This is a genomic window from Terrisporobacter hibernicus, assembly GCF_020809405.1.
GTDB lineage: Bacteria > Bacillota > Clostridia > Peptostreptococcales > Peptostreptococcaceae > Terrisporobacter > Terrisporobacter petrolearius.
In genome coordinates, this window is sequence record NZ_CP081135.1 from 234,636 (window position 1) to 261,224 (window position 26,589).

Genomic DNA, 26,589 nt, shown 5'->3' on the forward strand with positions numbered 1-26,589 from the left:
TTAAATCTCAATAATTAATAAAATAAATAGATATATAATTTTTTTAAACGAGGTGATTTTATGGCATGTCTTCCAAACTTAGGAGAAAAAGCCCCTAATTTTAAAGCTAACACTACCTTTGGTCCCATAGAACTTTCTGATTATGCTGGAAGTTGGCTAGTACTATTTTCTCATCCAGGAGATTTTACTCCTGTATGTACTACTGAATTTATAGCATTTACAAACTTAGCTCCAGAGTTTGAAAAAAGAAATACTAAATTATTAGGACTTAGTGTTGATAGCAATACTTCTCATTTAGCTTGGGTATATAATATTCTACAAATTACAGGAATAACTATACCTTTCCCAATAATAGAAGATAGAGATATGAAAATATCAAAACAATACGGAATGATTTCCGAAGAGATGAGTTCTACATCAACTGTAAGAACAGTATTCATAATAGATGATAAGCAAATTCTAAGAACAATACTATATTATCCATTAACTACTGGTAGAAATATACCTGAAATACTTAGAATTGTAGATGCTTTACAAACTTCTGATAAATGTAAAGTTAATACTCCTGCTAACTGATTACCAGTTCTAGTGTAGCTGTAATTTATATAAACTAGTTAGTAGATAAGTAATTTTAACTAAATATTAATATCAGTTATATTTTAGTACAAGCCATAATATATTTAAACAACTTAACATATGGTTTAATTTTAACTTTAAATTGCTGCACTTATGTGTAACTCTTTTTTGTAAAAGTAAGCTTTACCATAATATCACACATTAAAAAGTATAATATACATCGCCCTTAACAATCTGTAAGATTATAGTTAATATCACCAGTATCTTATGTTATTATTTAATTAAATCAAATCAAGGAGGTTTTTACAATGAAAAGAATAATAAGTTTACTTTTAGCATCATTAATTTCTATTGGTCTTGTTGCATGCACTAATTCTTCAACTAATAATGATGATGCTAACAGTAATAAAGAAGAAACTAACACGGTTACTAGGGATTTAAAGGAAGGCGATTATAAAGAAAAAGGTAAGGGTAATTTCATAATTACGTGTGCTGGCGGAACTACTGAAGATGGAAATGTTCCGATTGAATATATTGCACCAGATACCGCTATTTCTCAAATAGGTTATAAAGCTTCTAATTTTGATAGTAGTAAATTATCTTATATTTATATCAATGGTGTGTTAAATACTAAGGACCAATTATCCGAGGACTGTCAAAGTACATTAGATCTTCAAGGAGATTTTCTTAAAACAGGAACTTATAAAGTAGAAGTCGTTCAATATGAAAATGACGATACGTCTAAAGATATGGTAACTTATAAAACTTGTGAATATGAAATAAAAGAAAAATAAAAAATACTGGTAAGGAACTTTATTTCCCTACCAGCCTTTTAAAATTACACTATAACATGGATTATTAAAATTATGGACATACATTAAGTGTCCTATACATACTATAATAGTACCTAAATACTTTTAAAATATTTTTATTGTTTTATTCAAAGGTGGCTAACGGAAGGCCGCCTTATTTTTTATTTTAAAACCATCCTCAGAATTTACTATTGATAATTAGTTTTAACTATTACTATTAAAATAAAGTAAAAGAGCTTAAAATGTATTAATTTTATTTTATAGCAACCCATATCTCACTATAAACATTTGATAAATCAGACATATCTCCATTAAAAGATATTAGTGGTGCATCTACTAGCTCATAACCTGAAGAAGGTAACCACTCAGACACTATTTTAGCATGTGTATCCTGCATTAAAATTGGAAATTGACCTTCACATGAAAATATTGCCCATGTATGACTAGGTACTTCAACCACATCAAATTCGCCAAAGTCTATATCAAACGTAGTTATAGATCCAATTAAATGATCCAATTTTCCATTTTCTTCATATACGCCATCATCAAAATTATAAGATGCATTAATTACAGTTTTTACCTCTGTATCTCTATAAGACTGTAATCTTTCTCTTTGCTCTTGTGTTATGCCTTGCGCTATTTTCATTATTTCTGGATTTTGACCTTCAAACACAATAGGAATCCTCTTTTTAACTCCTACTAATTTAAATGGATTTTTCTTTTCTATGCGGTAATTCATATTACTTCCTCCTCTAATAGTTAATTGAAATGTCATGCTAGGATAAATTTTAAAATCTCTATAATTCTTTAATTCTGATGGATTAACTCCAAACCACTCTTTAAATGCTCTTGTAAAGCCATCGGCAGAATCATATCCATACTTTATTGCAACATCTATAATTTTCATTTTATTATTAATCAAATCTAGACTTGCTTCTGAAAGTTTTCTTTTTCTAATATAGCTACTAAGTGTTGTTCCAGAAAGGTAAGAGAATATCTTTCTAAAATGAAACTCCGATACTCCGGCAATTTGGGAAACTTTTTTAAAATCTATTTCATTTTCCAAATTTTCATCTATATATTTCATAGCTTTATTAAAATTATTAATCATATCCATACACAATCACCCCTTGTTAACATCATTATACTTTTAATTATTATCTATTTATCGATATTATCTATACAAAAATTATCGATTATAAAATTAATTATCTAATTATCAAAAGATATATAGTAAAAACTTATTTACCATTTAATAGATTATATATAAAAACAATGATTAATAAAGAATGGTAAAAAAAGCTACTTTATTTTATATTTAATTGTTTATCATAAATGAAATAATGGTGATGGTAGCTCAATAATAATTGAAAAAAATAGTAATTAAAATGAGCAGTTTTCTATTATCATATATTTGCATACAGAATGTACAAGAAGGGTTTTACATAAATTTATCGAATAAATCAAAATAGAATTATATTTTGATAATTCGCTGAGGTTTGAGCCTTGTGAGTTCCAGCTCCTTGGCTCCTTTTTAATTCTAATCATACTTCTATCTATCTTTTTTCTCATATCTTCTTCTAACATTTTTATATATGCGCTTATGTTTAAACCATCTTGCTTATATACATAAAGTTTTGACAAATAAAAAAAGGGCTAGCAGGTAATAAGTCCTCTCTAGCACTTTTAAAAATTATACTATAACATGGATTATTAAAATTATGGACATACTTTAAATGTCCTATACATATTATTATAGTACCTATACTTTATAAATATTTTTATTGTTTCATTACTTTAAGGTGGCTACGAAAAGCCACCTTATTTTTTATTTACTTTATATATTACTACTAATATTTAATATATTGCAGTTTTGTATATCTAAGGGCATAATTTTATTATAATAAACAATACTTCACAAATATAAATAAGGAGGTGGCACTTATCAAACATAAAGCTAAAGAATATGCACTATGGTTTATAATCTTAGTAATATTATTAATAATTGGATATATATTAGAATATAGTAAATTATTTCCGAATTTAGGTTCATTACCATATTCAATATTATTACCATACCTTGCAATTTGCGGTAATATTATATGGAAAACTTACAAAGAAAAAAAGATGAAGGAAGCTATAATAAAAGTGTTTATCATGATAGCGTTTATTCTTGTGATATCAAAGTATTCGCTTTAATAACTCTTGAATTTAACATAATAACGAAGGAGATGATTTGTTGTCCATCTCCTTTGTACCTTCTTCATCTTTAACAAGATGTACATTTTTTCAAATCTATATTATTTGATAATAGAATATAGATAATTGGTTATAGATGCTATTCCAACTATCTATATCTCATAGTCCATTTTTTAATAATATTTTGCTAGACAAATAAAGCATTTTCAATAATGAATCGCTGACGGTTTTAATGAATGATAGATTAAAAGCTAGCAAACAAAGGACCTCATTATTTTTTTGTTATTTATAATAATTTTATATACTTACTACTAGTATTTATGTAACCCATATCACCTTCTACCCAAATAGAAGCCCATCCATTAAAAACATATCCTACCTCTACAATATCTCCTTGTTTTAACTTAAAATCATATTCACCAAGTTTTCCATTCTTGTCTGGTCTTGATTTTCTTACATTAAGTGTAGGAGTTAATACTGTTGCTGTTTTGTTGTAGTCTCCATTCTTAAGCTTAGTATATTTCTTTTTACTATATACTAAATTAGTAAACCAATCCCAAGTATAACCTTTCCATTTAGCTCTTAGTTTACTTGGTCAGTTCTTTCTACTCCAATAATTATGTTGTAGAACTTTTTTAACTGTTTTAATTTCTGTTAATATAATTTTTACTAATTCAGCTGCATTCTTATAAGCTTTTTCTTGTAATGCTTTATCATCATATTGGCATATTTCTATACCTATACTAGTTGAACTTCCTGTTCTGTTTCCAGCATGCCAACAAGTTCTATATAAATTTACACACTGCATTATTTTTGTTGCAGATACGCAAATCTGAAAAGATGCTTGTTTTCTACTTGTATCACTGTTTCCATTCTTTAATGATTTATATATTTGCTCTGAAGATACATTCTTTATTACTCCATTATTAATATAGCTCATAGCTATTTTACCTCCTTATTAATCAATGTAACAAATAATTGATGTAGTCCAGTACTTGCAAGACCACTAAACATACCACCTAATATTACATCTGGACTAATTATTTTAACTATCCATACATTAAGAACAACACCAAGCACTGCCATTATAAGTGGTATATACTTATTATCTAATGAAGGAAAACTATTCTTTAATACATACCCAACACATAAACATATCCCAACTATCACTAATACCACATAATCATTTAAAAAAGTTAAATCCATAACCATACCTCCAATTTTTATTTATTTTATTAAAAAAGCAATAACCGAACTTATTAAAGCTCCAGCTATTGCTCTCCATAACCATGTATTTGAATTTTCCAAATCTGATATTCTATTGTTTGCCACTTTTATTTTTTCTTCAACTGTCTCTAGTTTTAAATCATTATGTTGTGACATATTTTCTAAAAGTACTTCTATTTTAATAAGCCTTTCTCTTACCTCTTGTAATGCATCATCTGACATAAATACCTCACTTTCTTTGCATTAAAAAAGGACCTAAATTAATTAGATCCTTAACATTTCTATTAGTTCAACTATTGTTAAAATACTAAAAATTATCCCTATTACTAATTTCGCAATTAATTGATTTCTTTTACTATTTTTAAGCCTATCCTTTCAAATCCTTCATTATTTGGATGTAGTTTATCGTATAAAAATGTATCTATGTTACCTTTCCCTATACCACTTTCATAAAGCAAGTTAATAACTTTAATTCCGTACATATTGCCTGTACTAATAATACCTTCTGCAACCTGTTCCATTTTTTCATACGGCCTACTATCCAGTCCACTTCTTAACGGAGTAATTAAATAAATTTCACATGTTGAATTATTTGTTCTTATATACTCTAACATAGACCTTAATGCTCCAATTGTTGTTGTTTCATCAAAATTAGCATCACTTTCATTGCCTAAAGTTCCAAGTCTTAAACCACGACTAACGTCATTTGTTCCAGCAAATATAGTTATAATATCGTACCCAGCAACATTATAATTACTATTTTTTATATCATCAACAAGACTTCCATGTTTCATATCATCTGTACTAACATATTTCCTGATCGTAGCACCGCTATTTCCTTTTGTAGTTACAGTAGCACCTTCTTTTCTAAACTGTTCTTGATAACCGACAATAACAGTATTTCCGTTATCATATCCACTTGTCGTTTTACCGTCAAGCGAAGTTATGCTGTCACCTATACACAAAACATTTTTACCACTTATTGAATTATATAAATTAGGTATCGCATTTTCTTTGGGTATTATAGCTACTAAAAATAATGGTATTGATACAATAACTACTAAAAACATTAAAATATATTTTACTATTTTTTTATTTCCTTTTTTGTCTAACTTCATTCACATCCTCCTAATACCCTTTTTCCAACTAATTCTACATATTAGGAGAATATTCCTCCTAAATTGACGTATAAAGTATAACTATACCTACAAAAGATAAAACACCAACTGATACACCTATCAGACACAAAATTAAAGCACCGTACAATAAAATATTCATGTAATCACCTCGGTAGTGATTATTAACACTATTGGGGTGATATAAACTTAGTTCGTAATATATTAATATTGCTCTTAGTAAATTCCTATTTTTAGATATAATCTACTATATAAATTTTATTTATTATTGTGTTTATTGCTATCTAGTACTACTCCAATAAGTAAACCAATAGACAAACCAATAGCTAAATTTTTAAATACTAAACCGAAAGTAACGCCAAAGCATAACCCTAGTCCTAGATAACTTATACCTTCATTTTTCATATTATCTGCTCCTTCAAATTTCTATTTATCTACATGATATCAAAAACATTTTCATTTAGCATTATTTATCTATTGATAATAAAAAAGGCTAGAAATCAATCTAGTCTTTAAAAGGTTTATAATTTTTATTTTTAATCTTCTTTATTAAAAGTCAATATATGAATAATATACATTGGACTTCTTGTTATTTCTGTATCAGTTAATTCGTAACCCTCTTTGCTAAACTTCTCTATAATAGGTTTTGATTTTTTAATACAACCATTGCCAGTAAAAGCTTTTACTATTTCTTGCTTAATCATAAATATTCCTCCCTAATTATTAGCTTGTATTTAATTACATTATATCTAATAATTTCCAAAACATAATACTAATTACATATTTTGAGTCCTTGAGAAGTGATTTTATATTTAAGTCCATTTTCTTTAGCAAACTCTAATAACTCTTCTTCTTCTAATTATTCTCCGGTTTAACTTTATATTTATCTTTTAATTGTTTTTCAAATCCTTCTATTTTTATTTCTGACCGTTTAAATGTTTCATCCATAAATTAATATTTACTTCATTAAATTCCACACTTAGCTCCTTTATTTCCTTTTGAGTAGGTAAGCCACAAATAACTACTTCAAGGTGTTGCTGCATAGATACAAAAGGCCTAACATATTCATCAATCTCTTTTTTTAAGAGAGTTATTTCCTCATATGTCCACTCTTCACAAACACACCCCATGCTGTTCCAATATATTTTAATACTTTCCGGTATGGGCTCATTTACCATCATATATGGAAATGCTGAATTTAAATAAGAAGTAATAACACTTGTTAATTGATTTTGTTTTTCTTGAGTAACTGTATATTTCTTTTCTATCCCACCCTTTATACAAGATTTAAGTGGATGCTCTGCTAAATAATTAGCTAAATCATCTTTAGATTTATAAATTTTTGCTTCTCTCATAGAATTCAAATATCTTTCAGTATTATTCACTTAATAAGTAACTACTATTTTACCCTCTTTTTCTTCATATATTTTTAGCATTTCTAAATCCAAAGTAGTCTCTGGGTATATTTCAACTACTGGCTTATATCCAAATTCATGCATTAACTCTTGATTTGTATTAAAGTTAGAAAGTACTATATTTCCATCATTTGATATATATGCATCAGGTGCAAATTTAAATTTACCATCTTTATCTTTTTCTATTTCATAACCCAAAAACTCCATTTTGGCATTAGGGCATCTTACTGGGTCAACGATAATTTCTTCTAATTCTTCACTAAGGAACTTAATACTATGCTCGACACTCCCTTCTCCTTTTTTAGCTCCTTTAATCTTTAACACTGCATCTTTTAAATCATCTATGGATTTAGGTTCAGCGCTATCAGCTATAATGAGCTTAGGATTAGGATCTATTTGTTTTATTAATTTAGCGGCCTTGCTATTAGATAATCCAGTCTTGTATATTTCTCTAAATACATATAATCTTTTTATAGTTTTATCATAATTCGTAACTGCATAAGCAAGAGGGTCTGCTACATACCCCCAGTCTAAACCTCTTTTAATTCTATCAAATGTTTCTAATTCTTTGTCTGTAATCTCTCTTACAGTAATATTTAAAAATACTTCTCCACCGGTTCCTGTTACAGCGCCTAAATAATCATGCTCGTATTTAGTAATATTTACTTTTTTAAGATGTTCAGCTTCAATTATAAACTTCTCTTCTAGTCATTTTTTAGGTACACTTCTATACTCACTATGATGTATGTATTTATCTTTTCTCTCCTCTAATACTTCCATGTTCGTCCAATTTCTTTGACTTTCTGGAGGGTTAAACGAATAAAAAACAAAGAATTTAATTCCGCCTCTCATAAGAGATTGCTTTATATTTCTTATCTTGTCGTAATTTTCAAATTCATCTACTTCTTCATACCAAATATATTTTAAATATCCTTTAGATACTTTTATAGATTTTACCTTCTTAGGGTTGTCCGCACCTTTAAATATAATTTGTTGACCTGTCGGTATATAGGTTAATTTAAGAGGTGAATAACTAGCTTTCCATTTATTATTAACTCCTAGTACATCTATAGCCCATAATATTTGCTCAAATACAGAACCTCTTAAAACATCTTTAACTCTTCTAAATACAACAGCATTCGTATATTCATCATTTGATGCATCCTTCATTATATTCAATACAATTTCCACAGATATAAACGATGATTTAGTACTACCACGACCACCTTTAAACCAATAGTGAGTATGAGCTTCTTTCTTAATATCAGTATGAGCATTGTAAAAACTAGGAGCTATTATTTCTTTTAAGTTACTCATCTGGTATATCGTCTATATTTTTTACGCCCATATCACCCTTTAACTCTATTTTGTCAGTAAACATACCCAAATGCTTTCCTAACATATCTAAAGCTTTAAGCTTATCATACAATTTAACTTCTCTTTCTTGTATGTCTCCATAATCTGTAGGAATAGATTTGATTTTTACTCCAGATATTACCGCTAAATCATCATCACTAGCATTTTCTTTTACTGTAGCTTGATTAAAATTAATTACATCACTTGGATTTACAAAAGCTATCTTAGCTATTTCCCTTAGCACTCTATCTTGATTTATTCCTGTCCTTCGGCTTTTTTCAGCCATAGCTTTATCTACCTCATTTTTTATGTTAGGTTTGTTAAGTTTTCACAACCTATTTCTTTTGCTATTTGTGGACTATAACCCGCTCTAATTGATGCTTGAGTGGCATTAAGGTCTATTAAATATCCTTCTATAAATCTTTTTTGCTTGTTCGTTAATCTAGCCATTAATACCACCACCTTACTTATTTGTCGTTTTGGAAAATAAAAAAAGAATCCACTTAAGAATTCTTTTTTTATTTCTGATTTTATTAAAATATATAATAACCTTTCGAGTTTTTATATTCTTTTTCTCTTTTTTTTAATATTTGCTGAATTTCTACCTCTTTCATAGTGTAATCATCATATATTTTATTTGTTATTTTTCCTTGTGTGCATTTTGAAACTTTTAAAATAATAATTATAATAATAAGCATAAAAATATAAAAAACTATATCTGGAATAGTTATAGGTCCAATATCTATGCTTCCACTGCCACCATTAATATTAAATATAATTGTTGAAATTAAAAATATAATAGTAAATGGAATTGCAATGATATATAAAGCTCGCATAAATTCATATATATAAAATAGTGCTATTCTTAATATGCCATCTATACTATTTATGGCATTACTGATACTATTTCTTTTTCTTGGAAAATTATTTCTATAATCTACAATCAATACTTTATGTAATAATTCCTTTTCATTTTTATCTTCTAAGTAAAATATATAACTAGGTATATAATAATCATTCATTGTACATCTTTTATTTATAAATTTTACAGCATTTAAATTTCTATGACTTTTGTACTCATTTACATATACAGCTAATAATTTTTCGAAATAATTTTCTTTTAATTTGTCTGTCTTATTTTTTCTGAATTAAAAATAGTACCTATATAAGCCATTATGGGAACTATTAGTCCAATTATTTTAATATAATCATCCAAATTCATTATGTCTCATCCTCCAAAGTATATAATACGACTTTTTGAGATTATTCTTTATTATTTTTATATTTTCTTTTACATCTTCCATATCAGCACCTCATTCTTAATTGTTTATTTTGTAAGTTTATACAATAAAAAAGAACCCTATAACTAGAGTTCTTTAGATTATATTTTATTGTTTTTCATTTATAACTTATAATCTTATTATAAATTTTCTTCAAATGCTTCTATTCCATCGAGCGTTACCTTTATTTTTCCATCTATATTAGGCTGATAAATTAAATCATTTTCTAAAAAGAAATTTACAGCACTATCTATATGATTGTTATTTACCTTTGATAGATTATGTATCTCTCTCTTACTTAAAAATTTAGATTTATTTTCTACTAATACTGTTAAAACTTGCATTTGTGTTTTTTTTAATTTCATAATATATCCCCTTTCTATACATTATTACATATTTATACAATTCTATTTATTTCTTGTTATACCTGTTTTATTTTCCTTGCTCTTATCAAAGTTAGGTTTTTGTTTCATTAGATCTTCATACATCCATTATCCCTTTTTACTTTTGCTTCTTGTTCTGCTATTAAATTTGCATCATACCATCGTTTCATATAGTCACATCCTTAATATTTAAAAATAAAAAAAGGATGCACATTAGTACATCCAGTGAAAGGTTTATTATAACTATAGGGGAGAGAGTTTTCAGAATCGAACTGAAAAGTTTGGGGATAACTGCTCCTACACTCTCATAATGGATAGAAGTCCAGCTATACTTCTATCCTTCAATTGTTAGTTTCAAAACATACATATAATTAATTTATATAAGGAGGCGTAAAGAGCAACTCCTGCCACTAACATATCTCTTTACAATACAATAATACTATGGTTTACTCTGCAATAATCTGCAATGTTGTTTGGATAAAAAAAGAATCTCTGTTAAGAGACTCTTTATTTTTTATTCTTTATAAATGAGCAATATTTACAGCTATTTTACCAACAAGTTTTACAAGCTCTAAAACCATGTGATTTAGCTTGAGATTTTGTCATTGGTACAGCATCTTTCATACCATGAGCTGTAACTGTTCTATGATATATTTTAGACTTAGATTTTCCGCCATTCCAGTATATAGTTCCTTTTGGCATTTTTATTTTACTCCATAATACATAACCAGTTTTGTTATCGTATTTAACTTTAGCCCATTTTTTAGTTACTGATAATACCTTAACCTTCTTCCCTCCTGTAAGTTTACGCAGTGATTTCGCTGATGTACTTTTTGTTTTTTTCATGTATGTCTTACTTTTTATTGTTCCTTTAAGTGTTCCTGAAATACTAGCAGCTTCACATACTGCCACATAATTTGTATTACTTACTTGAGTTGCTGCTATTGGTGTGATTATAAATGTGCATGACATAAGTATACTTAATAATAGCATTTTTACTTTTCTCATTTGTTTCATTAAATTTCCCCCTTAATTAAACTGAATATATTACTAATTAAATCTAATCGCTCATTTATATTTGTAATATAATTTTTCTATTATCTTTAATTCTATTTGTTACAGCGTATTTCCTCTTATTTCTCTTTTTTAATCGTAATTTCTTCAAATTTACACATATAGATACCAACAAATTTATACAACAAAAAAGAAATAGATTATAATAAATCTACTTCTTTTTTTATTTAAGCTATTTTCTTTAATGCTTTGCTATGTATGTTATTTGCTTGTCTTTCACTATAATTCATTTTTTGAGCTATTTGGAACATCTTCAAATTATCTATATATCTATATCTCATTAATACTCTTTCTGTTGCTCCTAAACTTTCTATTGTATCTTCTATTTCCGATATTTTCTTTATAAGCTTGTTTGTCTTTTTATTTAAATTCTTAATAGTATCTTCTATTCTAACAAGTATATCAATCAACTCTTTACTTTCTCCTTCTGCTCTAGGCATATCTGAAATTATTTGACTTTTTATACTTGTTTTTCTTTCTTCCCAAAATACTATTTGTTCCTCAAGTTGCACAACTTCGTCCTTTAGCACTGTATATTCTTTTAATTCCTCTTTTGTCATGTTGTTCCCCCTTGGTGATTATATGATTATATATAGTATTCTTCTAAATCTATTTGTGGTGTAAATGTTGAACTCCCACAATTCTCACATTTATACTTTTTAAATCCAGTTTCCTTGTCAACTTCCACTGTTATTTCACCTTCATTTTTTACTACATTACAATTGCTACATCTAAGTTCCATTGAGTTTCCTTTTTTATTTTTTAAATATATAACATTTCCAAATTTTCTTTTTATCATTATTTCCCCCTACTTATTTTTGTTGTCTTTTAAATATTAAATGCTATTCAGACTTCATTCTTAAGAGTTGTCTGTTTATTTTGTAATCTTTTATTTCTTCTATATCTTCATCTTTTATATTTAATAAGTATTTTACTTGTTCAAAAACTACATATACATCTGCTATTTCACTTTTTATATTTTCAAGTGTCTTAACCTTATCTGTACTTTCTCTATGTTTACATATTGCCTGTTGTAGTTCTGCCATTTCTTCTATTAATTTAATACTTTGCCTATCATAACCATAATGTATTGCTATCTTTTTTATTCTTTGCTCCCTATGATCCAAGTGTTGTGATATATGTTTCATATTAATTCCTCACCAATTCAAGCCTATCATTACGGCTCAATATATACTCTATGGCCTCATCTTCCGTGGCCCATTCTAAAATTCTATATGTCTCTGCATCAAAAGTTTGTCCCATTGGCATATCTCTGCCTTCGCAATTTACAATCACATTGTATTTATTAAATCTATTTTTTACTGCTCTTGCTTTTAATTTATTCATTTAACTTCCTCAACATAATTATTATGAATATTATTACTAATAATAGTGTTATAAACTCCATTTTTTCCTCCCTAAAATGGTATCTCATCATCATCTATTGCTTGAAAACCATTTGGATCTAACCCCCTTGGTGGTTCATAACTTGGTTGAAATGTTTGATTATTTTCTCCTGGTCCAGCTTCATCATTCTTAGTTCCAGCTAAAAATTCAAGTTTATCAACTTTAACTTTTGTATACTTTCTTGTTTCCCCATCTTTGTCGTAAGTATCTATATTTAGTTCGCCTTCAACTAGAACTAACTTGCCTTTATTAACATATTGGCATAAGTTCTCGCAATGTTTACCTATAGCTTCACAATTTATAAAATCAACTTTTTTATTTTTCTTATCCTTTTGATAGCTTCTTTCTACTGCAAGTGTATATATCATTTTAGGTGTGCCTGTGTTTGGTAAAAAAGATAGCTCTGCATCTTTTGTAAGTCTTCCAGATATTATTAATTTATTCATATTTCTATTTCTCCTATTGTTTATTAAGCTGTTTTTTTAGCTAGTTTTCTCTTTTTCTTCAAATCATCATAATTAATCCATCCATTTTCATCACCATATTTAATACTCCTCTGTACCCATGTGAGCTTTTCATCAAATAGGTAGTCAAACATCTTTTTTCTCATAATACCTTGCTGCGTTTCCATTCCTTTAACGTCAACGTATTCAACATCACCATTGTTATGATATATTGCAAAATCTACTGTATAAGTTATAGCTCTATGAGTTGTATTTACTCATTAGTTATGCTCCAATCTCCAATTTATCTGCTATATCTAAATTTAAATAATATTCAAGTTGACCTTTATTTTTCATATGCCTTAAAACATTACTGCAACTTTCTGCACTTCTTCCAAGACATGCTCCAATATATTTCCAAGTCTTATCTGGTCTATTTTGAGCTACAAATGCTTTTTCTTCATCTATCCAAGGTGTTTTATGTTTATTTATATCTATATTAGGATTTAAGTACACTCTTTGAGGCTGTACTTCCACTTCCCCTGTGTCTGTTTCTAACTTATTAATAATTAACCTATTGTATAAGATTCTATTACTCTTAGCCTTTTTAAATCGAGATTTAATATATGAGTAAGATATATCATTCACTTCACAAAAATTCTTCATTGATTTATATATGTTTTTTTCGTTAGTTTCTAAATCTATAACCTCTACCATTATTTTTTTAGGTCCTTTTGTATTCGTGATTCTTTTAGGTCTCTTTTCTGTTGATTCATAAGGTGTTTTTTCTCCCCTTGCTCTCATATCATCAATCTCTTTCATTCTTTTTCTTTCTTCCTCTTTGTCTTGCAAGTCTACCACTTTAATTCTTCCTGTAAAAATTGCTTCTGCTAATCTAAGATAATTTATAAGCGTTAGATCTTCTATTGCTTCTATATTGACGTGCTTTGATTTCTCTAAAAGATTTGACATTCTGACTGCTTGTCTACTTTTACCACTCATAATAATCTCCCCCTTTTATGTTCCAAGGGAATAAATCCCCTGGAATATTTATAATTAATCTACACATACTATTAATAACTTATCGATGCATGTCACATATGAACCAACTCGTATTTAACCTTATCGGAAACGATAGGGTTATTTAGTTTTTAAAAATTCACTAACTATTCATAACAAATCTATAATTTTCAATATCTGAACCAAATTCTATTACACTACCTTTTGCGATTTTACTTTGTTATTTACTACTTTGTTCTCTCTATGCTCAAAGAGAAAAATCTCCTGAATAATTTATTTTAAACTACATATAATATTATTAATGACTCAAACTTTCTTACCGCATTCGGATCTGCAATAAATAACCTTATCATTACTGATAAGGTTATTTGGTTTTTCTAAGAATTCCTGTTCCCATAGTTTAATATTATTCTCCTAATCAAATTTACCTTTCTGACTTTCCTTTAAAAGTCTTTCTAATTCATCTGGCTCATATTGACTAAAAGACTCATTTCCAGCATTATAATGAAAATTCGTTACTTTAGGTCTAAACTTTGTTACATTGTTTTTATGTGGTTTATAATCCTCTTTAATTGCTTTTATAAGAAAACCTACAACACTCTTGCAATCTGTATTTTTAGTAATTCTTAGCTTTTCTTCTAAATAGCTCGTATCTTTATTAACTTCTTTAAAAGCATCATATATTTTTAAAAGTTCTTCTCCTGATAAATCGAAATAGGATTTTATTTTATTAACAACCACAAAATCATTTTCTATAGTGTTGTTATTTTCATTTTTGTTTTTATTTTGTTTTTTGTTTTTGTTTTCTTTTTGTCCACCTATCGCTGACGTATCGTTCAACGTGTCGTCAACGTATCGTAAGAAAGTATCTTTTATAGTTTTATTTGGTATACCATCAGCTACATATTTTATAAGATTTTTATCTTTAACTTTTGGTAATTCACCATTTATACAATCTAAAATAGGCTTACCACCTTTAATTAAGTTATATTTGCCCCAGTTTTTTATTGCTATTTCTCTTGTGTCAGTATTGTACTTAATTAAATTATGTAATTTTTCAAATCTTTCTAATATGGCTGAAACTGATTCTGTACTGTATCCTAAATCGAAAGCCATCTGTCTTTTGGTTACTGCATAAATACCTATTTGAGTAGTATATGGATTACTTAAAAGATATAACATGGTGTACCTATCCTCTGCACTCATTTCTTCTGTAATCTTTGGATCTTTCCAAAAATCAAGGTATATATATCTGTATTTAGCCACTTAACTCAACTCCCTTTGTTGTATATATTTATTTCATAAGGAAGAGATTTAACTCTCCCTTACTTTTAACTATGATATTGATATTTGACCATCAATATTATCTTCACTTTCCGTAACTTCTGTAAATTCAACATCTTGCACTTCTTCGTGTTTTTTAGGTTCATATTTTGCTATTATATCTAAAACTTCTTCTGCTTCTTCAAAAGTTAATTCTTTCAAATTGTATCCATTACTATCGCAGAATTCTTCTAATTTACTTGTGTCTTTTTTAGTATCAAAACTGAATAGATCCTTTTGAGCTGCTAGTGCTAATATCATATTTTTCTGTTTTGGACTTGCTGTTCCTGGTATTATTTCTTTTTCTGGTAACTTGGCATCTATTCCCACTTCACTTGCATCATATAACCCTTGTAAATCTTCTGGAAATGCTTCTCTTAATGCTGTAACCATGGCACATTTTCTAATCATTACACAAGGCATTGTCTTCCATGTAGATTGGCTTTTAGAATACTCTTCTAAGCTAACTACTGATTTTATAGGGAATTTTTTATCATTTGTGTATACTTCACACCAACCGCCAACTAATTCCTCACCTTTTAGCTTTAATGAACCTTCTCTCTCTTCGATTAATCCATCTTTGCCTACCACAACTATCCCAGCTTTCATACCTTCAAAATTTGGATTTCTGTATGCTCTTTTTACAAATACATCTTTACCAACCACTATATTGGCTGGACTATTACCGAACTTTATTAAGTAAGCTTCTCTTATAAATGGATTAAGTTTTTGCGCTTTACATAACTCTATAAACATCAACGTTTCCTGCTCTGTAACTGCCCCATTACCACTTGTAAGGTAATTCTTAACTGTATCAGCTGTAAGAACTTGTCCACCTTCTAGTGTGTATTCTGCTAGAGCTAACGCATTGTTATTTTTATTCATTTGTTTTTACCTCCTATTTTTTAGCTTTTGGAACAATCAGGCTTGTCCCAGCTTCAATATGGCAACCTTCTATGTCTATTCCAGCCTTAATTTGCTTTTTAATAAGATTACTATCTACTTTTACAGTTGTTGTAACTACTTCTTCTTTGTATATATTGGGTATAAGGTCCATATCATCTATTTTTAAACTTCCTGGATTATTTCTTATTGATATTTTTCCTAAATCAGTTTCAATCTTTGTTGCACCTAATGCTTCCATGCTATTTTTTAACATGGTTTTAAGCCTATCATCTTTGGCCTTAACCTGTTTCTTTAGTTCCTGTAATCTTTTAATCTCCGCATCTATTGCATCAACTTGACTATCCATATTTCTAAATATATATATAAAGCCAACTGATTTATTTTCTATTTCTTTAGCTATAATTTGATTAGCTTTTACTAAGTTATCTGCTAGATCTTCCTCTCCAGCTTGTAAATATTCTTCTATTAAATTATCTACTTCTAAAAAGTTAGAAGTTAATTGGTATAAACTTGCCATTTTATCTCCTCCTAATGTATGTTATAATTAATTATCAATTTTTTATTTTTGGGCCTTTTTAGGCTCTTTTTTTATATAATGCCAACACAGGGTATATTATCGTTTACTGCATTGTATAAGATGTCATATTGCTTACTATCTTCTTGCAACATATCATTTATTTCTTTTAGTTCTTCTCTATACTCTTTTAATTGAATTTCTGCCATTGCCTTTGCAGTTCTCCAATATTCATTGTTTTTAGCTTCATATGTATCTGCTGTATTAAGCCAGTCTGAATAATTTTTTCTTTCTAAATCACAAACTTTTATAAATTCTTCTTTAGCTGCAATCTTAGATTTTATACTGTCTATTACATGCTCCAAAATCCAGTTACTCATTTTTCCACATCCTTATTCATATAATATTTTTTCATTCTTCTTTTTCTGGCACATGGTTTACATTCATAACCAAAACCATTTTTATAATTTTTATTAGCATAAAAGTTATCTGAATTAGCTTCTAATATTTGCTTACAAGTACTGCACTTTTGATATCCAAATTCTTGATATGCACCTCTAACAAATCCTTTTCTGTGAGCTAGATTATAAAGTTCTCTAACACTCATATCAAAGTGTTCAGCAATTTCCTTAGTATTATTAAAAGGATTTTCATACATTTCCTTTAACTCCCACAATTTATCTTTTGTCCAAATCATTATCTGCTCCTATCTACTGAAACCTTTTAAAACTCCATCATGTATAATGAAATACATTCCTAATGAAGCAAAATATATACACTGCTCTAGTGTTATACTTTTTATATCAACTATTTTTAAATCCATTTTAAAGTACCCCCTGCTTGTCCTGTTTTTATCCATTCAAGGCTACAGCCTTTTATCTTTTGAATATATATCGTTAAATACTAGCTTGTTTCTTTGTTGCTATTGAATAGGCCATCCTACTAGCTTTTTCAGATATATCATCTAGTATTATTTGCTTTTCTTCTTCAGTCATTTTTCTTCCTAGCCTTGCTTCATTTTCAGGAGATACTATAAATACTCTTGTCTTTCCGATTCTATACTCTGCATCATATTTCATATAAACACCCCCATATAAATACTTATGTTTATAAAAATTTGTCCTATTCTAATTCTTATTTAACTAATTCATCTATTGTAATTACTATTTAAAGCTTATTTCTCTAACATTATCTTTAACTAAATGTAACTGCATATTTATAAGTGTTATGTCCTGTTCTAGTTTGTAAGGTACTTTATAATTAGTAACTATTTTTAAAGCACTTTCCAATTCTCGTCTTTTAATAGACTCATATCTATTTACTTCAAACTCTCTTTTAATCTGACTTTGAATATCACTATAGACCTTAGCTCTCAAAGATTTATCATTGTAAGCAGGTGACTTATATCCTCCAAGTACTTTAGTGCCTATTTGTCTTACTACTTTCTGTAACTCTTTACATTCAGCCTGGAACAAAGGTATGTCTCCTTTAAAATCTTCAAACTCATTTTTCACTTCTTCTATCTTATTATCTTGTTCCTCAATAGCCTTAAATTGTAATCTCAATAAATCCATAGTTCCTAAAGGTTTAACTTGTTGCTTTAATTTATTTTCGAGTGCTTCTATGTACTGTTGTGTTTTATATCTTACTAATGCACTCTCTTTATTAAGCATCTGCATTATTCCAGCTTTATTCATCTGGTAACATGGTCTTTCTTCACCTTTAGCATCTGTATAATTAACCAGCGAAAAATTTCCCCCGTTAATAATTCCAGCTTTTTCAAGAGATGCAATTTCATTTCTAATACTTTTCATAAAATCTTTGTGTTCTTTTACTATTTCATTGCCCTCTTCTACTCTGAACTTATTTATCAGGTCAACTACTTCTAAACTTGTCATTGTTGCTTCTTGATTACTTTCCATTACTTTAAAACTTTGATATAAACTGCTGTTCATTTCTTAATTCTCCTTTAACTAAACATATTTGTTTCGTTTGTGTTAACTTAAATTGTATAAAAAAAGTTCATCTAATGATTTTTCTAATACAATACTTAAAGTTATCATTTCATTTTCAGTAAATTGCCTCTTTCCATTTTCTTTCAAATTATATGTAGGCTCTGATACACCTAATTTTGAAGCAATTTGACCTTGCGTATAGCCTTTTTCAGCTCTTCCTGCTTTGATCATATTTTTTCTCAATGTCACTTTCTCCTTTTCTTTGTTTCGTTTGTGTTAACCTTTATATTTAAATTATATTCACATTAACAAAACTTGTCAATAAAAAGTTTATTATTTTGTTAACTTATTTTTAAATTAGTTATGAAAAGTTTACGTTTACGTTAATTTGTAATAATATATTAATAAAGGAGGTGTTGTTTATGGCAACTTTCGGAATACGATTTAAACAATTAAGAAACGAAAAAAAATTAACACAAGATGAACTTGTAGAAAACTTCAATAAAAAATACAATACGAGATTTAATAAGTCCACTATTTCTCAATATGAAAATAATAAAAGAAAGCCTGAAGTAAATATTTTAGAAAATTGGGCAGATTTTTTCGATGTATCTATCGATTATCTATTAGGTAGAAATGATGAAAGAAATCACAAAAAAGAAATTAATAATGCGACAACTATAGCTGCTCATAGAATTGGGGATATTGAACAGCTTCCAGATGATGCAATTGATGAAATAAATAACTATATTGATTTAATGAGATTAAAATATTTAAAAGATAAAAAGTAAATATCTTGGATTATTAGGGGGGGGAATATGGATAAATTAGAAAAACTTTTGCAAGTTGTATCTGATGAAAATATTATATTACATTATGATAATTCTCTGCCTTATCAATTAGAAGGATTATATGTAAATATAAAAGATGTAGGTCCTGCTATTTTCCTTTTGAACAGTCTTAAGCAGAATAAATCTAGACATGTTGAGATACTGGGTGAAGAGTTAGGTCACCATTTTACAAGTGTAGGGGACAGCATTTGTAATGCTGCTACATATAGAGATCAATTAGATATACTTAAATGCGAAAAAAAAGCTACCGATTGGAGCACTAATTATATAATAACAAATAATGAACTAATTAAAGCTTTAGAATATGGATGTAATTCATACTATGAAATATCAGAATTTCTAAATGTTAATGAATTAGTAGTAAGAGATAAATTTCGATACTTAGCTAGAAAAAGTAGTACAGGCTATATTCAATTAGGTAGTTATAAAGTAATACTTACTAATCTACCTAATATTTACTTATATAAAGACTTATAAGAACTAGAATAGTTAATATTATTTATTCTAGTTCTTATTAACTATGTATATCTATATGGCTAAAACATTTCCAAGTTTAAAAAGACTTGTTATGTATAAATATATCAAATTTAGGGGGGTATTTTATGAAAAAAAAATTATTAAGTTCACTTTTAGCTTTAATGCTAACACTTACACCAGTTTCTTCTATTTTTGCATGTAACTGGGATGAACCATCAGGGGAATTTTGCGATGAGTATAAGAATTTTAACGATTATGATTTACTTTATTATTATTACGATTTCGTATCTACACATTCCGGCTTTGATCATAAAGATATAGAGTTAGGCGAAACTGTAAATAAACAAACAAAAAACATCGCTACTGGAGGAATATATAATATTACTTTCAAAGAAACTACAACTGTAAGAATAAACTATACTGTTAATTCTCCAAAATCAACTATACGCATTTGTGATGAATACGGCAATGAAATTAATACAAATTATGGTGATGATGATATAATCTATGCCGATGGATATGAGCTTGAACATTCAACTTATTTCACTTTCAAACCTGGCACTTATCAAATAGTAATTTTATCTGCAAAAGGTAAATATTCTTTAAAACTATCTAAAGCATTTAAAACTTTTACAGTTAATTCAATAAATAGTTCATCCACTAAAATTACTGGAAAAGGTTTAAAAGGTTCTACAGCAACTGCTTATGCAAACGGTAAACAAATTGGTAAAACTACTGTACCTTCTAATGGTAACTATGCTATTAACATAAAAAAGCAGAAATCAGGAGCTAAAGTAACTGTAAAGTTAAGAAAGACAGATTATTATACAGAAAGTATAACTAAAAAGGTTAGCAGCGCTCAGTTTAATACATTTACTGTTAACTCTATAAAATCTTCATCCACTAAAATTACTGGAAAAGGTTTAAAAGGTGCTACTGTTAGAGCTTATATTGGCAAAAAACAAATAGGTAAATCTACAGTTAAAAGCAATAATACATATTCTATTAGAATACCAAAACAGAAAAAAGGTAAAAAGGTTACTGTTAAAATAAGCAAATCTGGTTATACAACAAAAGCAAAATCTGTAACTGTAAAATCTTCATCCACTAGTTCAAGCAGCAAATATGTTTATTGGAATGGTGGCTCTTCTAGATCAAAAATTTATCATAAAACTTCAAGGGCACATGGTATGAAGGGCGCTGTTAAAATGACCGAAAAACAAGCTAAATCTAGAGGATATAGAGCTTGTAAAAGTTGCTGGTAATTTTTAATTATATAGAAAACAATATAGTTTTAATAATTTAATATTCAAGATTACTAAACAAATGTAATCCCATATTATAGTACTTTTTTATTTTACTTATATATCTAATATTTATTTGTATAAATTTTTATAAAAACCGTTAATTTAATAATGTAATTTAGAGCAGTTAAATCTGCTCTTTTTTGTGTAAAAATCAATATTTTTTACCATGTTAATATTTGCAATATTTCTTATATTTTATGATAAATAATGATATGTATTAAACAAATACTAACTATAATAATACTATTCTTTTGGGAGGAATTAATGCTATGAAAAAACTTTTCACACTTATGCTCTGTTTTATATTAGTTTCTACAAATATCTCTTTTGCCAATGCAAATAACATCACAGTTTCTACAAACATATCTTCTGCCAATACGAATAACATCACAAATGCTATAAAAGACATTGAAATGGTCAATAACTCAACAAAAATCATGATAAAAGAAATAGTTGGAGATAAACCTCTTGAAACTGAAGAATTAAGAAAAGATATAGCTTTTGCTGAATCTATATTATCAGAACAGTCAAATAAATTGTCAGCTTTGTATTCGAGAGAATCTGATTTTGAACTTAGACGAACATATTCTACTCTATTATACACAATAGCTCTATATGAGTTAAGTTTAAGTAGTATGTTAGTATATGTTAATGATACCAATAAATTAGATTATTTTATTGATGCAATTACATCTTATTCAGCAGGAGAGAATTCATTAGAAATCATTAAATCAAAAAATAATTAAAAAATATTAATTTAAAATTTGTTAAGTTAATGTATAAAATTAATAAAATCTAGTGAATATATATCTAAAAAGATGTATAATAATATAAAAAGGAACTATAAATCTATGTGGAAGTAGAGTAATGGTTCCCGAAAATAAGCTAATAACTTAATTGTTAAGACCACTATCGACCCATATTCGAGTAGTGGTTTTTTACTTTTTTGTATATGTAGCAATAACTGCGCAGATAGCCGTTGCAACTATTCCAGCAAGTACATTCAATAAAAAAGCCTCCATATTACCACCTCCTTTCATGAAGGTAAATAATATGAGAACCACCACTCTATAGATTTATAATTCCTAATTTAAAGTATAATCCCATTCAATTCTTTTTTCATCTAAATACTTAAAATATATTAATTCAATTTGTAACTTACTATATACTTGCCTTTTTTATTTTCTGCTTATCTTCTATAACTGTATTTTACTCATGACATAATAACAGTAATAATTTCCAGTTATATTTTTATAATAATTTAATATAATATAAAAAAGAGAAAAAGGGAGTTTAAGATGGAAGAACTTGTTTTTGTTTTCATTTTACTTCTTCTTATTATACTATTATACTTGATTATCAATTACAGTGATATTATATTAATTATCCTGAATAAGTTAATAATTATAGTATACATAATATATCTAATTAAGAAGTAAGCCCACATTGTGGGGCTCCCTTAATGTATAAAAGTAATAAAATAAATATAAAAAAGGTACTTTATCAGAAGTACTTTTTTTATATTTAAAAAACTTGTATTTAAGTAATTTATTAAAATATAATACTTTAAGTACAAATAAATCTAACTTTTTGTATTTTTACTATAGATAACTAACTAATAAAGAATCATAACTAATCAATATTCTATTGATATTACAATAAAATAGCCATAATTCTATGTAATGATAGAATTATGGCTATTAAAAATGAAAAATATTTATTCCTCTTTTATATGATTTTATTTTAAATGTATAAAATTAATAAATTTATTATAAATACCTATATAAATTAACGTTTATACGATCTTTGCTCTTTTCATTTTTCAAATAATATCTAGTATATAAAATTCTTTTACATCATATAATGCTTATAAAATATAATATTTATAGGAGGACAATTATGTATTTTAAAGTAGGCCTAATTATTCTATTAACATTAATTGTTCTCTTAGTATTCTTATTTAATGATGTATCTGCCATATATATCTCAAAAGAAAGTATAATAATTTATTTTAAATAGGAGTATTAAGAGAAAAGCGTATTAGTATCTTAGATATTAATATGCAACTCCTATAAGATAATAAAATTAATAAAATAAAAAGAAAAAGAGTGCTCATTAAAAAGTACTCTTTTTGTTGTCTACAAACCCCATATTTAAGTCATTCTTTGAAAATATAAATTATAAATTCATTTAAATTTTTTATTTTCATAAATTTTATTAATTATTGCATCTTATCAGCCTTTTATTTTTCACTATTTATTCTAACTCTGATTTGCAAATGATATAATTATCTTGAAAAATTATTTTTACTTCTAAATTTACTTCAGTTAGGTGGTTATTAAGGTTATACTTACTAACCTACCTAATATTTATCTGTATAAAGACCTATAAAAAATAACTATCTAATGAGATAGTTATTTTTTTATTTCATCTATTTTATAACCATGGTTATTTCTTTATCTATGTTATTACCTCCTATATCAATACTGCTTTCTACTACATTATCACCTGTCATATTTTCTCCATTAGCTCCAATGATTTTTTGTACAGATTCATCTTGTAATTGTGCTATGGACATAGATACTGAAACCATATATTCATTTGGTTCATACTTTTCCCCTTGTTTAGTAAATGTTGATGATGTAAACTTTCCATCTTTAACTATAACATGATCTTGTCCATGAGTAGTATATCTAGTTTCCTTCATTTCTTCCTCTGATAATCCCAATTCAGCTAGTTCTTCTTTTGTTGCTATTGTATTTATCGTTATCATAAGTTCTGCTCCATCAGGTAAATTTGTCTCCCCACTTATAATAGGTTTCCCGTTATTTACATCTGCTAATACATCTAGTTTTACTTCAAATTTTTCGTTAGAAATAGTTTCTTCTTCCTTTTGTTCTATGTCATCTGTAGATTCAGAGTTATTACTACATCCAACAAAAGCAAAAGTAAATGCTAAAACTAGTAGCATAAGTAACGCATATTTTTTTGTCATATAATTATCCCCTCTCCTCTTTATGCAACTAGTATATTATCATTTAATAATAACTAGTTAAATACTATTAAACTTTTTATATGAAAATAAATAATTTAATAGCGCACATATTATGTGTAAATCTAATAAATGTTCCAGCATAGTCTACAAAGATAATCCCATATTATAGTACTTTTTTATCTTACTTATCTTATTTGGTTGATAGTAATTTTAAATAACTTTATAATTTAATAAAGGGAATATTAAATATTTTAGGGGGAACAAAAATCACAATGAGCAATACTATAAAAAGAAAAGTTGAATTATACAGAGTTGAGATATTGAATAAATATAATGAACCGTATACTGATTATACTATCCTTCAAGATTTTTTTGAAGATTTTTTTACTGACTACTCCATAAATACTATGAAGACTGGTTACATAGTTAATAGCAATAAAAAATGTTGGGTAGCTTTAGCTAATAAAAATTCTATTGGCGATTACGATACTCTTGAAGTAAAATTAACTTATAGTAAGTTTAATAAAAAGCTTAAGGTTATAAAAGTTAAAGATAGAACCGTCATAGGCGGAAAAAGTTTAGATGAGGGCGATGAAGAAAAGCAACACTTTATTGTAAAGTTTTTCCCAAAATCTAATTATGCTTTGATAGTTTTTGAAAAAATATTAGACTCTGTTTCTATAAGTTTTATAAAAAAAACATTAAATAATTACTTAAAAGATATATTTATAAAATCGGAAAAATATAATAATAAAATAAAAAATAGAGATTTAAGATTTAACATAGATCCGATAATTAGTAGTGATTTTATTGAATGTATAAGTAATTTAAATGGGATAAAATTATTAAAAACTACAGTAACTAAGGAAAGTGTAGATGATGATCTAAGATTCTCTGGAAAATGCTCTAGAGATGAGGTAGATTTAACAATTAAAGCAGAAAATAAGCTTTTAATGCAAAAGAACCAAGTAATTACATATTGTAATAAATTTATCAATGATGGAGTAATTAAAGATAAAAGAATAATTAGAATAGTAATAGCTGGGATGAACGATAATAATAATCCAGTTCGCCTAGATACAGATGGAATGAAATTAAGTGAATCTATAAATATAGACCTAGACTTAAATAATACAATTGATACTAATGATATATTTAACAAATTTAACTCCTTATTACTGTCAAAAGAGGAAGAATTAGAAAAATTTTTTAATGTTACTTTGAAAGAAATTGCTTTAGAGCAAGAATAATTATAGTGAGGTGATAGTGTTATGATAAAAAAATCATTTTATATTGTTGTAGATTTTTATAGATCAATTAAATTAGGTGAGTTAATAGAGTCTGTGCTATTACCTATTTGTATCGTTATATTAACATTTTTCTTTTTAGGAAAAAACTTTGATAATATATTTTTATCTTCATTCAATGACTCTATTCTTACCATAACATCATTTTTAATAGCTTTTAGCATCTGCTCTGTTACGCTATTATTTTCTACTTCAAATAGCAATATTACAGCTGCAAAAGAAACTATGACAAGAAGAGTTAATTTTAGTAATGACAAAATTAGCTATTTCCAATTAATACAAATTAGATCTTATTATAATGTGGTTATTGAATTTTTATTAATCATGTTATCTATAGCTTATAAGGTTTTATCCACTGGATTCAATGTCATAGGTTTATTTTATTTTTAACAATTCATATACTTTGTATATTGTGCTTTGTAGTAATACATATGTACCATTTAACTTGGAGAAATTTATAAATTTTAGTAATAACTTTTTTTATGAATAAATTATTACTAAATTGTGCATATATACTTATAAATAATGAATATTTATCAAAAAAGATGTATAATAATATAAAAAGGAACTATAAATCTATGTGGAAGTAGAGTAATGGTTCCCGAAAATAAGCTAATAACTTAATT

General features: G+C 27.1%; 39 protein-coding genes and 1 pseudogene. 9 read left to right on the top strand and 31 right to left on the bottom strand.

The window, feature by feature from the left end:
• Positions 1-60 precede the first annotated feature (60 nt).
• Positions 61-576, top strand: a complete 516-nt coding sequence (locus JW646_RS01105) for a peroxiredoxin (protein WP_148557567.1) — start codon at positions 61-63, stop codon at positions 574-576.
• Positions 577-884: 308 nt separating this feature from the next.
• Positions 885-1,370, top strand: a complete 486-nt coding sequence (locus JW646_RS01110) for a hypothetical protein (protein ID WP_228416265.1) — start codon at positions 885-887, stop codon at positions 1,368-1,370.
• Between the two features lie 271 nt (positions 1,371-1,641).
• On the opposite strand, the gene JW646_RS01115 is transcribed toward JW646_RS01110, so the two are convergent.
• Together JW646_RS01115 and JW646_RS01120 are read right to left on the bottom strand one after the other, a co-directional pair.
• Positions 1,642-2,505, bottom strand: a complete 864-nt coding sequence (locus tag JW646_RS01115) for an AraC family transcriptional regulator (protein ID WP_228416266.1) — start codon at positions 2,503-2,505, stop codon at positions 1,642-1,644.
• Positions 2,506-2,771: 266 nt separating this feature from the next.
• Positions 2,772-2,975, bottom strand: a complete 204-nt coding sequence (locus JW646_RS01120) for a hypothetical protein (RefSeq protein WP_228416267.1) — start codon at positions 2,973-2,975, stop codon at positions 2,772-2,774.
• A gap of 515 nt (positions 2,976-3,490) precedes the next feature.
• Between JW646_RS01120 and JW646_RS01125 the strand changes: the two genes are divergently transcribed.
• On the top strand, positions 3,491-3,661 hold the full coding sequence (locus JW646_RS01125; protein ID WP_228416268.1) for a hypothetical protein: 171 nt from the start codon (positions 3,491-3,493) through the stop codon (positions 3,659-3,661).
• Between the two features lie 521 nt (positions 3,662-4,182).
• Here JW646_RS01125 and JW646_RS01130 read toward each other — a convergent pair.
• From JW646_RS01130 to JW646_RS01265, 28 genes and pseudogenes are all read right to left on the bottom strand, one after another.
• Entirely contained in the window at positions 4,183-4,527 is a 345-nt protein-coding gene (locus JW646_RS01130) for a peptidoglycan recognition protein family protein (protein ID WP_228416269.1), read from the bottom strand.
• A gap of 2 nt (positions 4,528-4,529) precedes the next feature.
• Positions 4,530-4,793 carry a phage holin family protein gene (locus JW646_RS01135; RefSeq protein ID WP_228416270.1) on the bottom strand — a complete coding sequence of 88 codons (264 nt, stop codon included), beginning with the start codon at positions 4,791-4,793 and terminating at the stop codon, positions 4,530-4,532.
• A gap of 21 nt (positions 4,794-4,814) precedes the next feature.
• Entirely contained in the window at positions 4,815-5,036 is a 222-nt protein-coding gene (locus JW646_RS01140) for a hemolysin XhlA family protein (RefSeq protein ID WP_228416271.1), read from the bottom strand.
• Positions 5,037-5,152: 116 nt separating this feature from the next.
• Positions 5,153-5,932 carry an SGNH/GDSL hydrolase family protein gene (locus JW646_RS01145; RefSeq protein ID WP_228416272.1) on the bottom strand — a complete coding sequence of 260 codons (780 nt, stop codon included), beginning with the start codon at positions 5,930-5,932 and terminating at the stop codon, positions 5,153-5,155.
• Between the two features lie 276 nt (positions 5,933-6,208).
• The gene (locus JW646_RS01150) at positions 6,209-6,355 is read right to left on the bottom strand and encodes a hypothetical protein (protein ID WP_228416273.1); all 147 of its coding nucleotides are present in this window, start codon (positions 6,353-6,355) and stop codon (positions 6,209-6,211) included.
• Between the two features lie 131 nt (positions 6,356-6,486).
• Positions 6,487-6,654 (bottom strand): hypothetical protein, encoded by a 168-nt coding sequence (locus JW646_RS01155; RefSeq protein WP_187359271.1) that lies wholly within the window; start codon positions 6,652-6,654, stop codon positions 6,487-6,489.
• Between the two features lie 213 nt (positions 6,655-6,867).
• The gene (locus tag JW646_RS01160) at positions 6,868-7,335 is read right to left on the bottom strand and encodes a hypothetical protein (RefSeq protein WP_187359270.1); all 468 of its coding nucleotides are present in this window, start codon (positions 7,333-7,335) and stop codon (positions 6,868-6,870) included.
• Positions 7,336-8,058, bottom strand: coding sequence for a terminase large subunit (locus JW646_RS01165; RefSeq protein WP_331478077.1), 723 nt, complete (start codon positions 8,056-8,058; stop codon positions 7,336-7,338).
• A gap of 15 nt (positions 8,059-8,073) precedes the next feature.
• Positions 8,074-8,682: a phage terminase large subunit gene (locus tag JW646_RS01170; RefSeq protein ID WP_228416274.1), complete on the bottom strand. Its 609-nt coding sequence runs from the start codon at positions 8,680-8,682 to the stop codon at positions 8,074-8,076.
• A pseudogene (locus JW646_RS01175) lies at positions 8,675-9,171 on the bottom strand (terminase small subunit). Before JW646_RS01175 ends, JW646_RS01170 begins: the two are co-directional and overlap by 8 nt.
• 83 nt (positions 9,172-9,254) lie before the next feature.
• Positions 9,255-9,743, bottom strand: a complete 489-nt coding sequence (locus JW646_RS01180; RefSeq protein WP_228416275.1) for a hypothetical protein — start codon at positions 9,741-9,743, stop codon at positions 9,255-9,257.
• A 398-nt stretch (positions 9,744-10,141) separates the two neighbouring features.
• Entirely contained in the window at positions 10,142-10,366 is a 225-nt protein-coding gene (locus tag JW646_RS01185) for a hypothetical protein (RefSeq protein WP_148557555.1), read from the bottom strand.
• 567 nt (positions 10,367-10,933) lie between these two features.
• Positions 10,934-11,401, bottom strand: a complete 468-nt coding sequence (locus JW646_RS01190) for an SH3 domain-containing protein (RefSeq protein ID WP_148557554.1) — start codon at positions 11,399-11,401, stop codon at positions 10,934-10,936.
• Between the two features lie 224 nt (positions 11,402-11,625).
• Positions 11,626-12,018, bottom strand: a complete 393-nt coding sequence (locus tag JW646_RS01195; RefSeq protein WP_148557553.1) for a DUF1492 domain-containing protein — start codon at positions 12,016-12,018, stop codon at positions 11,626-11,628.
• A 26-nt stretch (positions 12,019-12,044) separates the two neighbouring features.
• Positions 12,045-12,257, bottom strand: coding sequence for a hypothetical protein (locus tag JW646_RS01200; RefSeq protein WP_228416276.1), 213 nt, complete (start codon positions 12,255-12,257; stop codon positions 12,045-12,047).
• A gap of 43 nt (positions 12,258-12,300) precedes the next feature.
• Entirely contained in the window at positions 12,301-12,606 is a 306-nt protein-coding gene (locus JW646_RS01205; protein WP_228416277.1) for a nucleoside triphosphate pyrophosphohydrolase family protein, read from the bottom strand.
• A gap of 1 nt (position 12,607) precedes the next feature.
• On the bottom strand, positions 12,608-12,805 hold the full coding sequence (locus tag JW646_RS01210; protein WP_228416278.1) for a hypothetical protein: 198 nt from the start codon (positions 12,803-12,805) through the stop codon (positions 12,608-12,610).
• A 71-nt stretch (positions 12,806-12,876) separates the two neighbouring features.
• Entirely contained in the window at positions 12,877-13,311 is a 435-nt protein-coding gene (locus JW646_RS01215; RefSeq protein ID WP_228416279.1) for a single-stranded DNA-binding protein, read from the bottom strand.
• A 23-nt stretch (positions 13,312-13,334) separates the two neighbouring features.
• Entirely contained in the window at positions 13,335-13,565 is a 231-nt protein-coding gene (locus JW646_RS01220; RefSeq protein WP_148557548.1) for a DUF1064 domain-containing protein, read from the bottom strand.
• A 28-nt stretch (positions 13,566-13,593) separates the two neighbouring features.
• Positions 13,594-14,310 (bottom strand): hypothetical protein, encoded by a 717-nt coding sequence (locus tag JW646_RS01225; protein WP_228416280.1) that lies wholly within the window; start codon positions 14,308-14,310, stop codon positions 13,594-13,596.
• A gap of 432 nt (positions 14,311-14,742) precedes the next feature.
• Entirely contained in the window at positions 14,743-15,594 is an 852-nt protein-coding gene (locus JW646_RS01230; protein ID WP_148557546.1) for a cyclic nucleotide-binding domain-containing protein, read from the bottom strand.
• Positions 15,595-15,663: 69 nt separating this feature from the next.
• Positions 15,664-16,536 (bottom strand): phage recombination protein Bet, encoded by an 873-nt coding sequence (gene bet / locus JW646_RS01235; RefSeq protein ID WP_228416281.1) that lies wholly within the window; start codon positions 16,534-16,536, stop codon positions 15,664-15,666.
• 13 nt (positions 16,537-16,549) lie between these two features.
• The gene (locus JW646_RS01240) at positions 16,550-17,074 is read right to left on the bottom strand and encodes a siphovirus Gp157 family protein (RefSeq protein ID WP_228416282.1); all 525 of its coding nucleotides are present in this window, start codon (positions 17,072-17,074) and stop codon (positions 16,550-16,552) included.
• A gap of 71 nt (positions 17,075-17,145) precedes the next feature.
• Positions 17,146-17,451: a hypothetical protein gene (locus JW646_RS01245; protein ID WP_148557543.1), complete on the bottom strand. Its 306-nt coding sequence runs from the start codon at positions 17,449-17,451 to the stop codon at positions 17,146-17,148.
• Positions 17,448-17,768 carry a hypothetical protein gene (locus JW646_RS01250; protein WP_148557542.1) on the bottom strand — a complete coding sequence of 107 codons (321 nt, stop codon included), beginning with the start codon at positions 17,766-17,768 and terminating at the stop codon, positions 17,448-17,450. Before JW646_RS01250 ends, JW646_RS01245 begins: the two co-directional genes overlap by 4 nt.
• A 199-nt stretch (positions 17,769-17,967) precedes the next feature.
• Positions 17,968-18,150, bottom strand: coding sequence for a hypothetical protein (locus JW646_RS01255; protein ID WP_148557541.1), 183 nt, complete (start codon positions 18,148-18,150; stop codon positions 17,968-17,970).
• A gap of 84 nt (positions 18,151-18,234) precedes the next feature.
• Positions 18,235-19,026 carry an ORF6C domain-containing protein gene (locus JW646_RS01260; RefSeq protein WP_228416283.1) on the bottom strand — a complete coding sequence of 264 codons (792 nt, stop codon included), beginning with the start codon at positions 19,024-19,026 and terminating at the stop codon, positions 18,235-18,237.
• Between the two features lie 42 nt (positions 19,027-19,068).
• Positions 19,069-19,275, bottom strand: coding sequence for a helix-turn-helix transcriptional regulator (locus JW646_RS01265; protein WP_228416284.1), 207 nt, complete (start codon positions 19,273-19,275; stop codon positions 19,069-19,071).
• A 173-nt stretch (positions 19,276-19,448) separates the two neighbouring features.
• Between JW646_RS01265 and JW646_RS01270 the strand changes: the two genes are divergently transcribed.
• From JW646_RS01270 to JW646_RS01285, 4 genes are all read left to right on the top strand, one after another.
• Positions 19,449-19,817 (top strand): helix-turn-helix domain-containing protein, encoded by a 369-nt coding sequence (locus JW646_RS01270; protein ID WP_228416285.1) that lies wholly within the window; start codon positions 19,449-19,451, stop codon positions 19,815-19,817.
• Between the two features lie 27 nt (positions 19,818-19,844).
• Entirely contained in the window at positions 19,845-20,354 is a 510-nt protein-coding gene (locus JW646_RS01275) for a hypothetical protein (protein WP_228416286.1), read from the top strand.
• Between the two features lie 125 nt (positions 20,355-20,479).
• On the top strand, positions 20,480-21,619 hold the full coding sequence (locus JW646_RS01280; RefSeq protein ID WP_228416287.1) for an Ig-like domain-containing protein: 1,140 nt from the start codon (positions 20,480-20,482) through the stop codon (positions 21,617-21,619).
• Between the two features lie 311 nt (positions 21,620-21,930).
• The gene (locus JW646_RS01285) at positions 21,931-22,407 is read left to right on the top strand and encodes a hypothetical protein (protein WP_228416288.1); all 477 of its coding nucleotides are present in this window, start codon (positions 21,931-21,933) and stop codon (positions 22,405-22,407) included.
• A 1,685-nt stretch (positions 22,408-24,092) separates the two neighbouring features.
• Here the strand turns inward: JW646_RS01285 and JW646_RS01290 are convergent.
• A complete protein-coding gene (locus JW646_RS01290; RefSeq protein WP_228416289.1) occupies positions 24,093-24,656 on the bottom strand; it encodes a hypothetical protein in 564 nt (187 codons plus the stop codon).
• A 272-nt stretch (positions 24,657-24,928) separates the two neighbouring features.
• Here JW646_RS01290 and JW646_RS01295 point away from each other — a divergent pair, with 272 nt between their 5' ends.
• Both JW646_RS01295 and JW646_RS01300 read left to right on the top strand, forming a co-directional pair.
• Positions 24,929-25,906 carry a hypothetical protein gene (locus tag JW646_RS01295; protein WP_228416290.1) on the top strand — a complete coding sequence of 326 codons (978 nt, stop codon included), beginning with the start codon at positions 24,929-24,931 and terminating at the stop codon, positions 25,904-25,906.
• A 21-nt stretch (positions 25,907-25,927) separates the two neighbouring features.
• Positions 25,928-26,353 carry a hypothetical protein gene (locus JW646_RS01300; RefSeq protein WP_228416291.1) on the top strand — a complete coding sequence of 142 codons (426 nt, stop codon included), beginning with the start codon at positions 25,928-25,930 and terminating at the stop codon, positions 26,351-26,353.
• Positions 26,354-26,589: the final 236 nt, after the last annotated feature.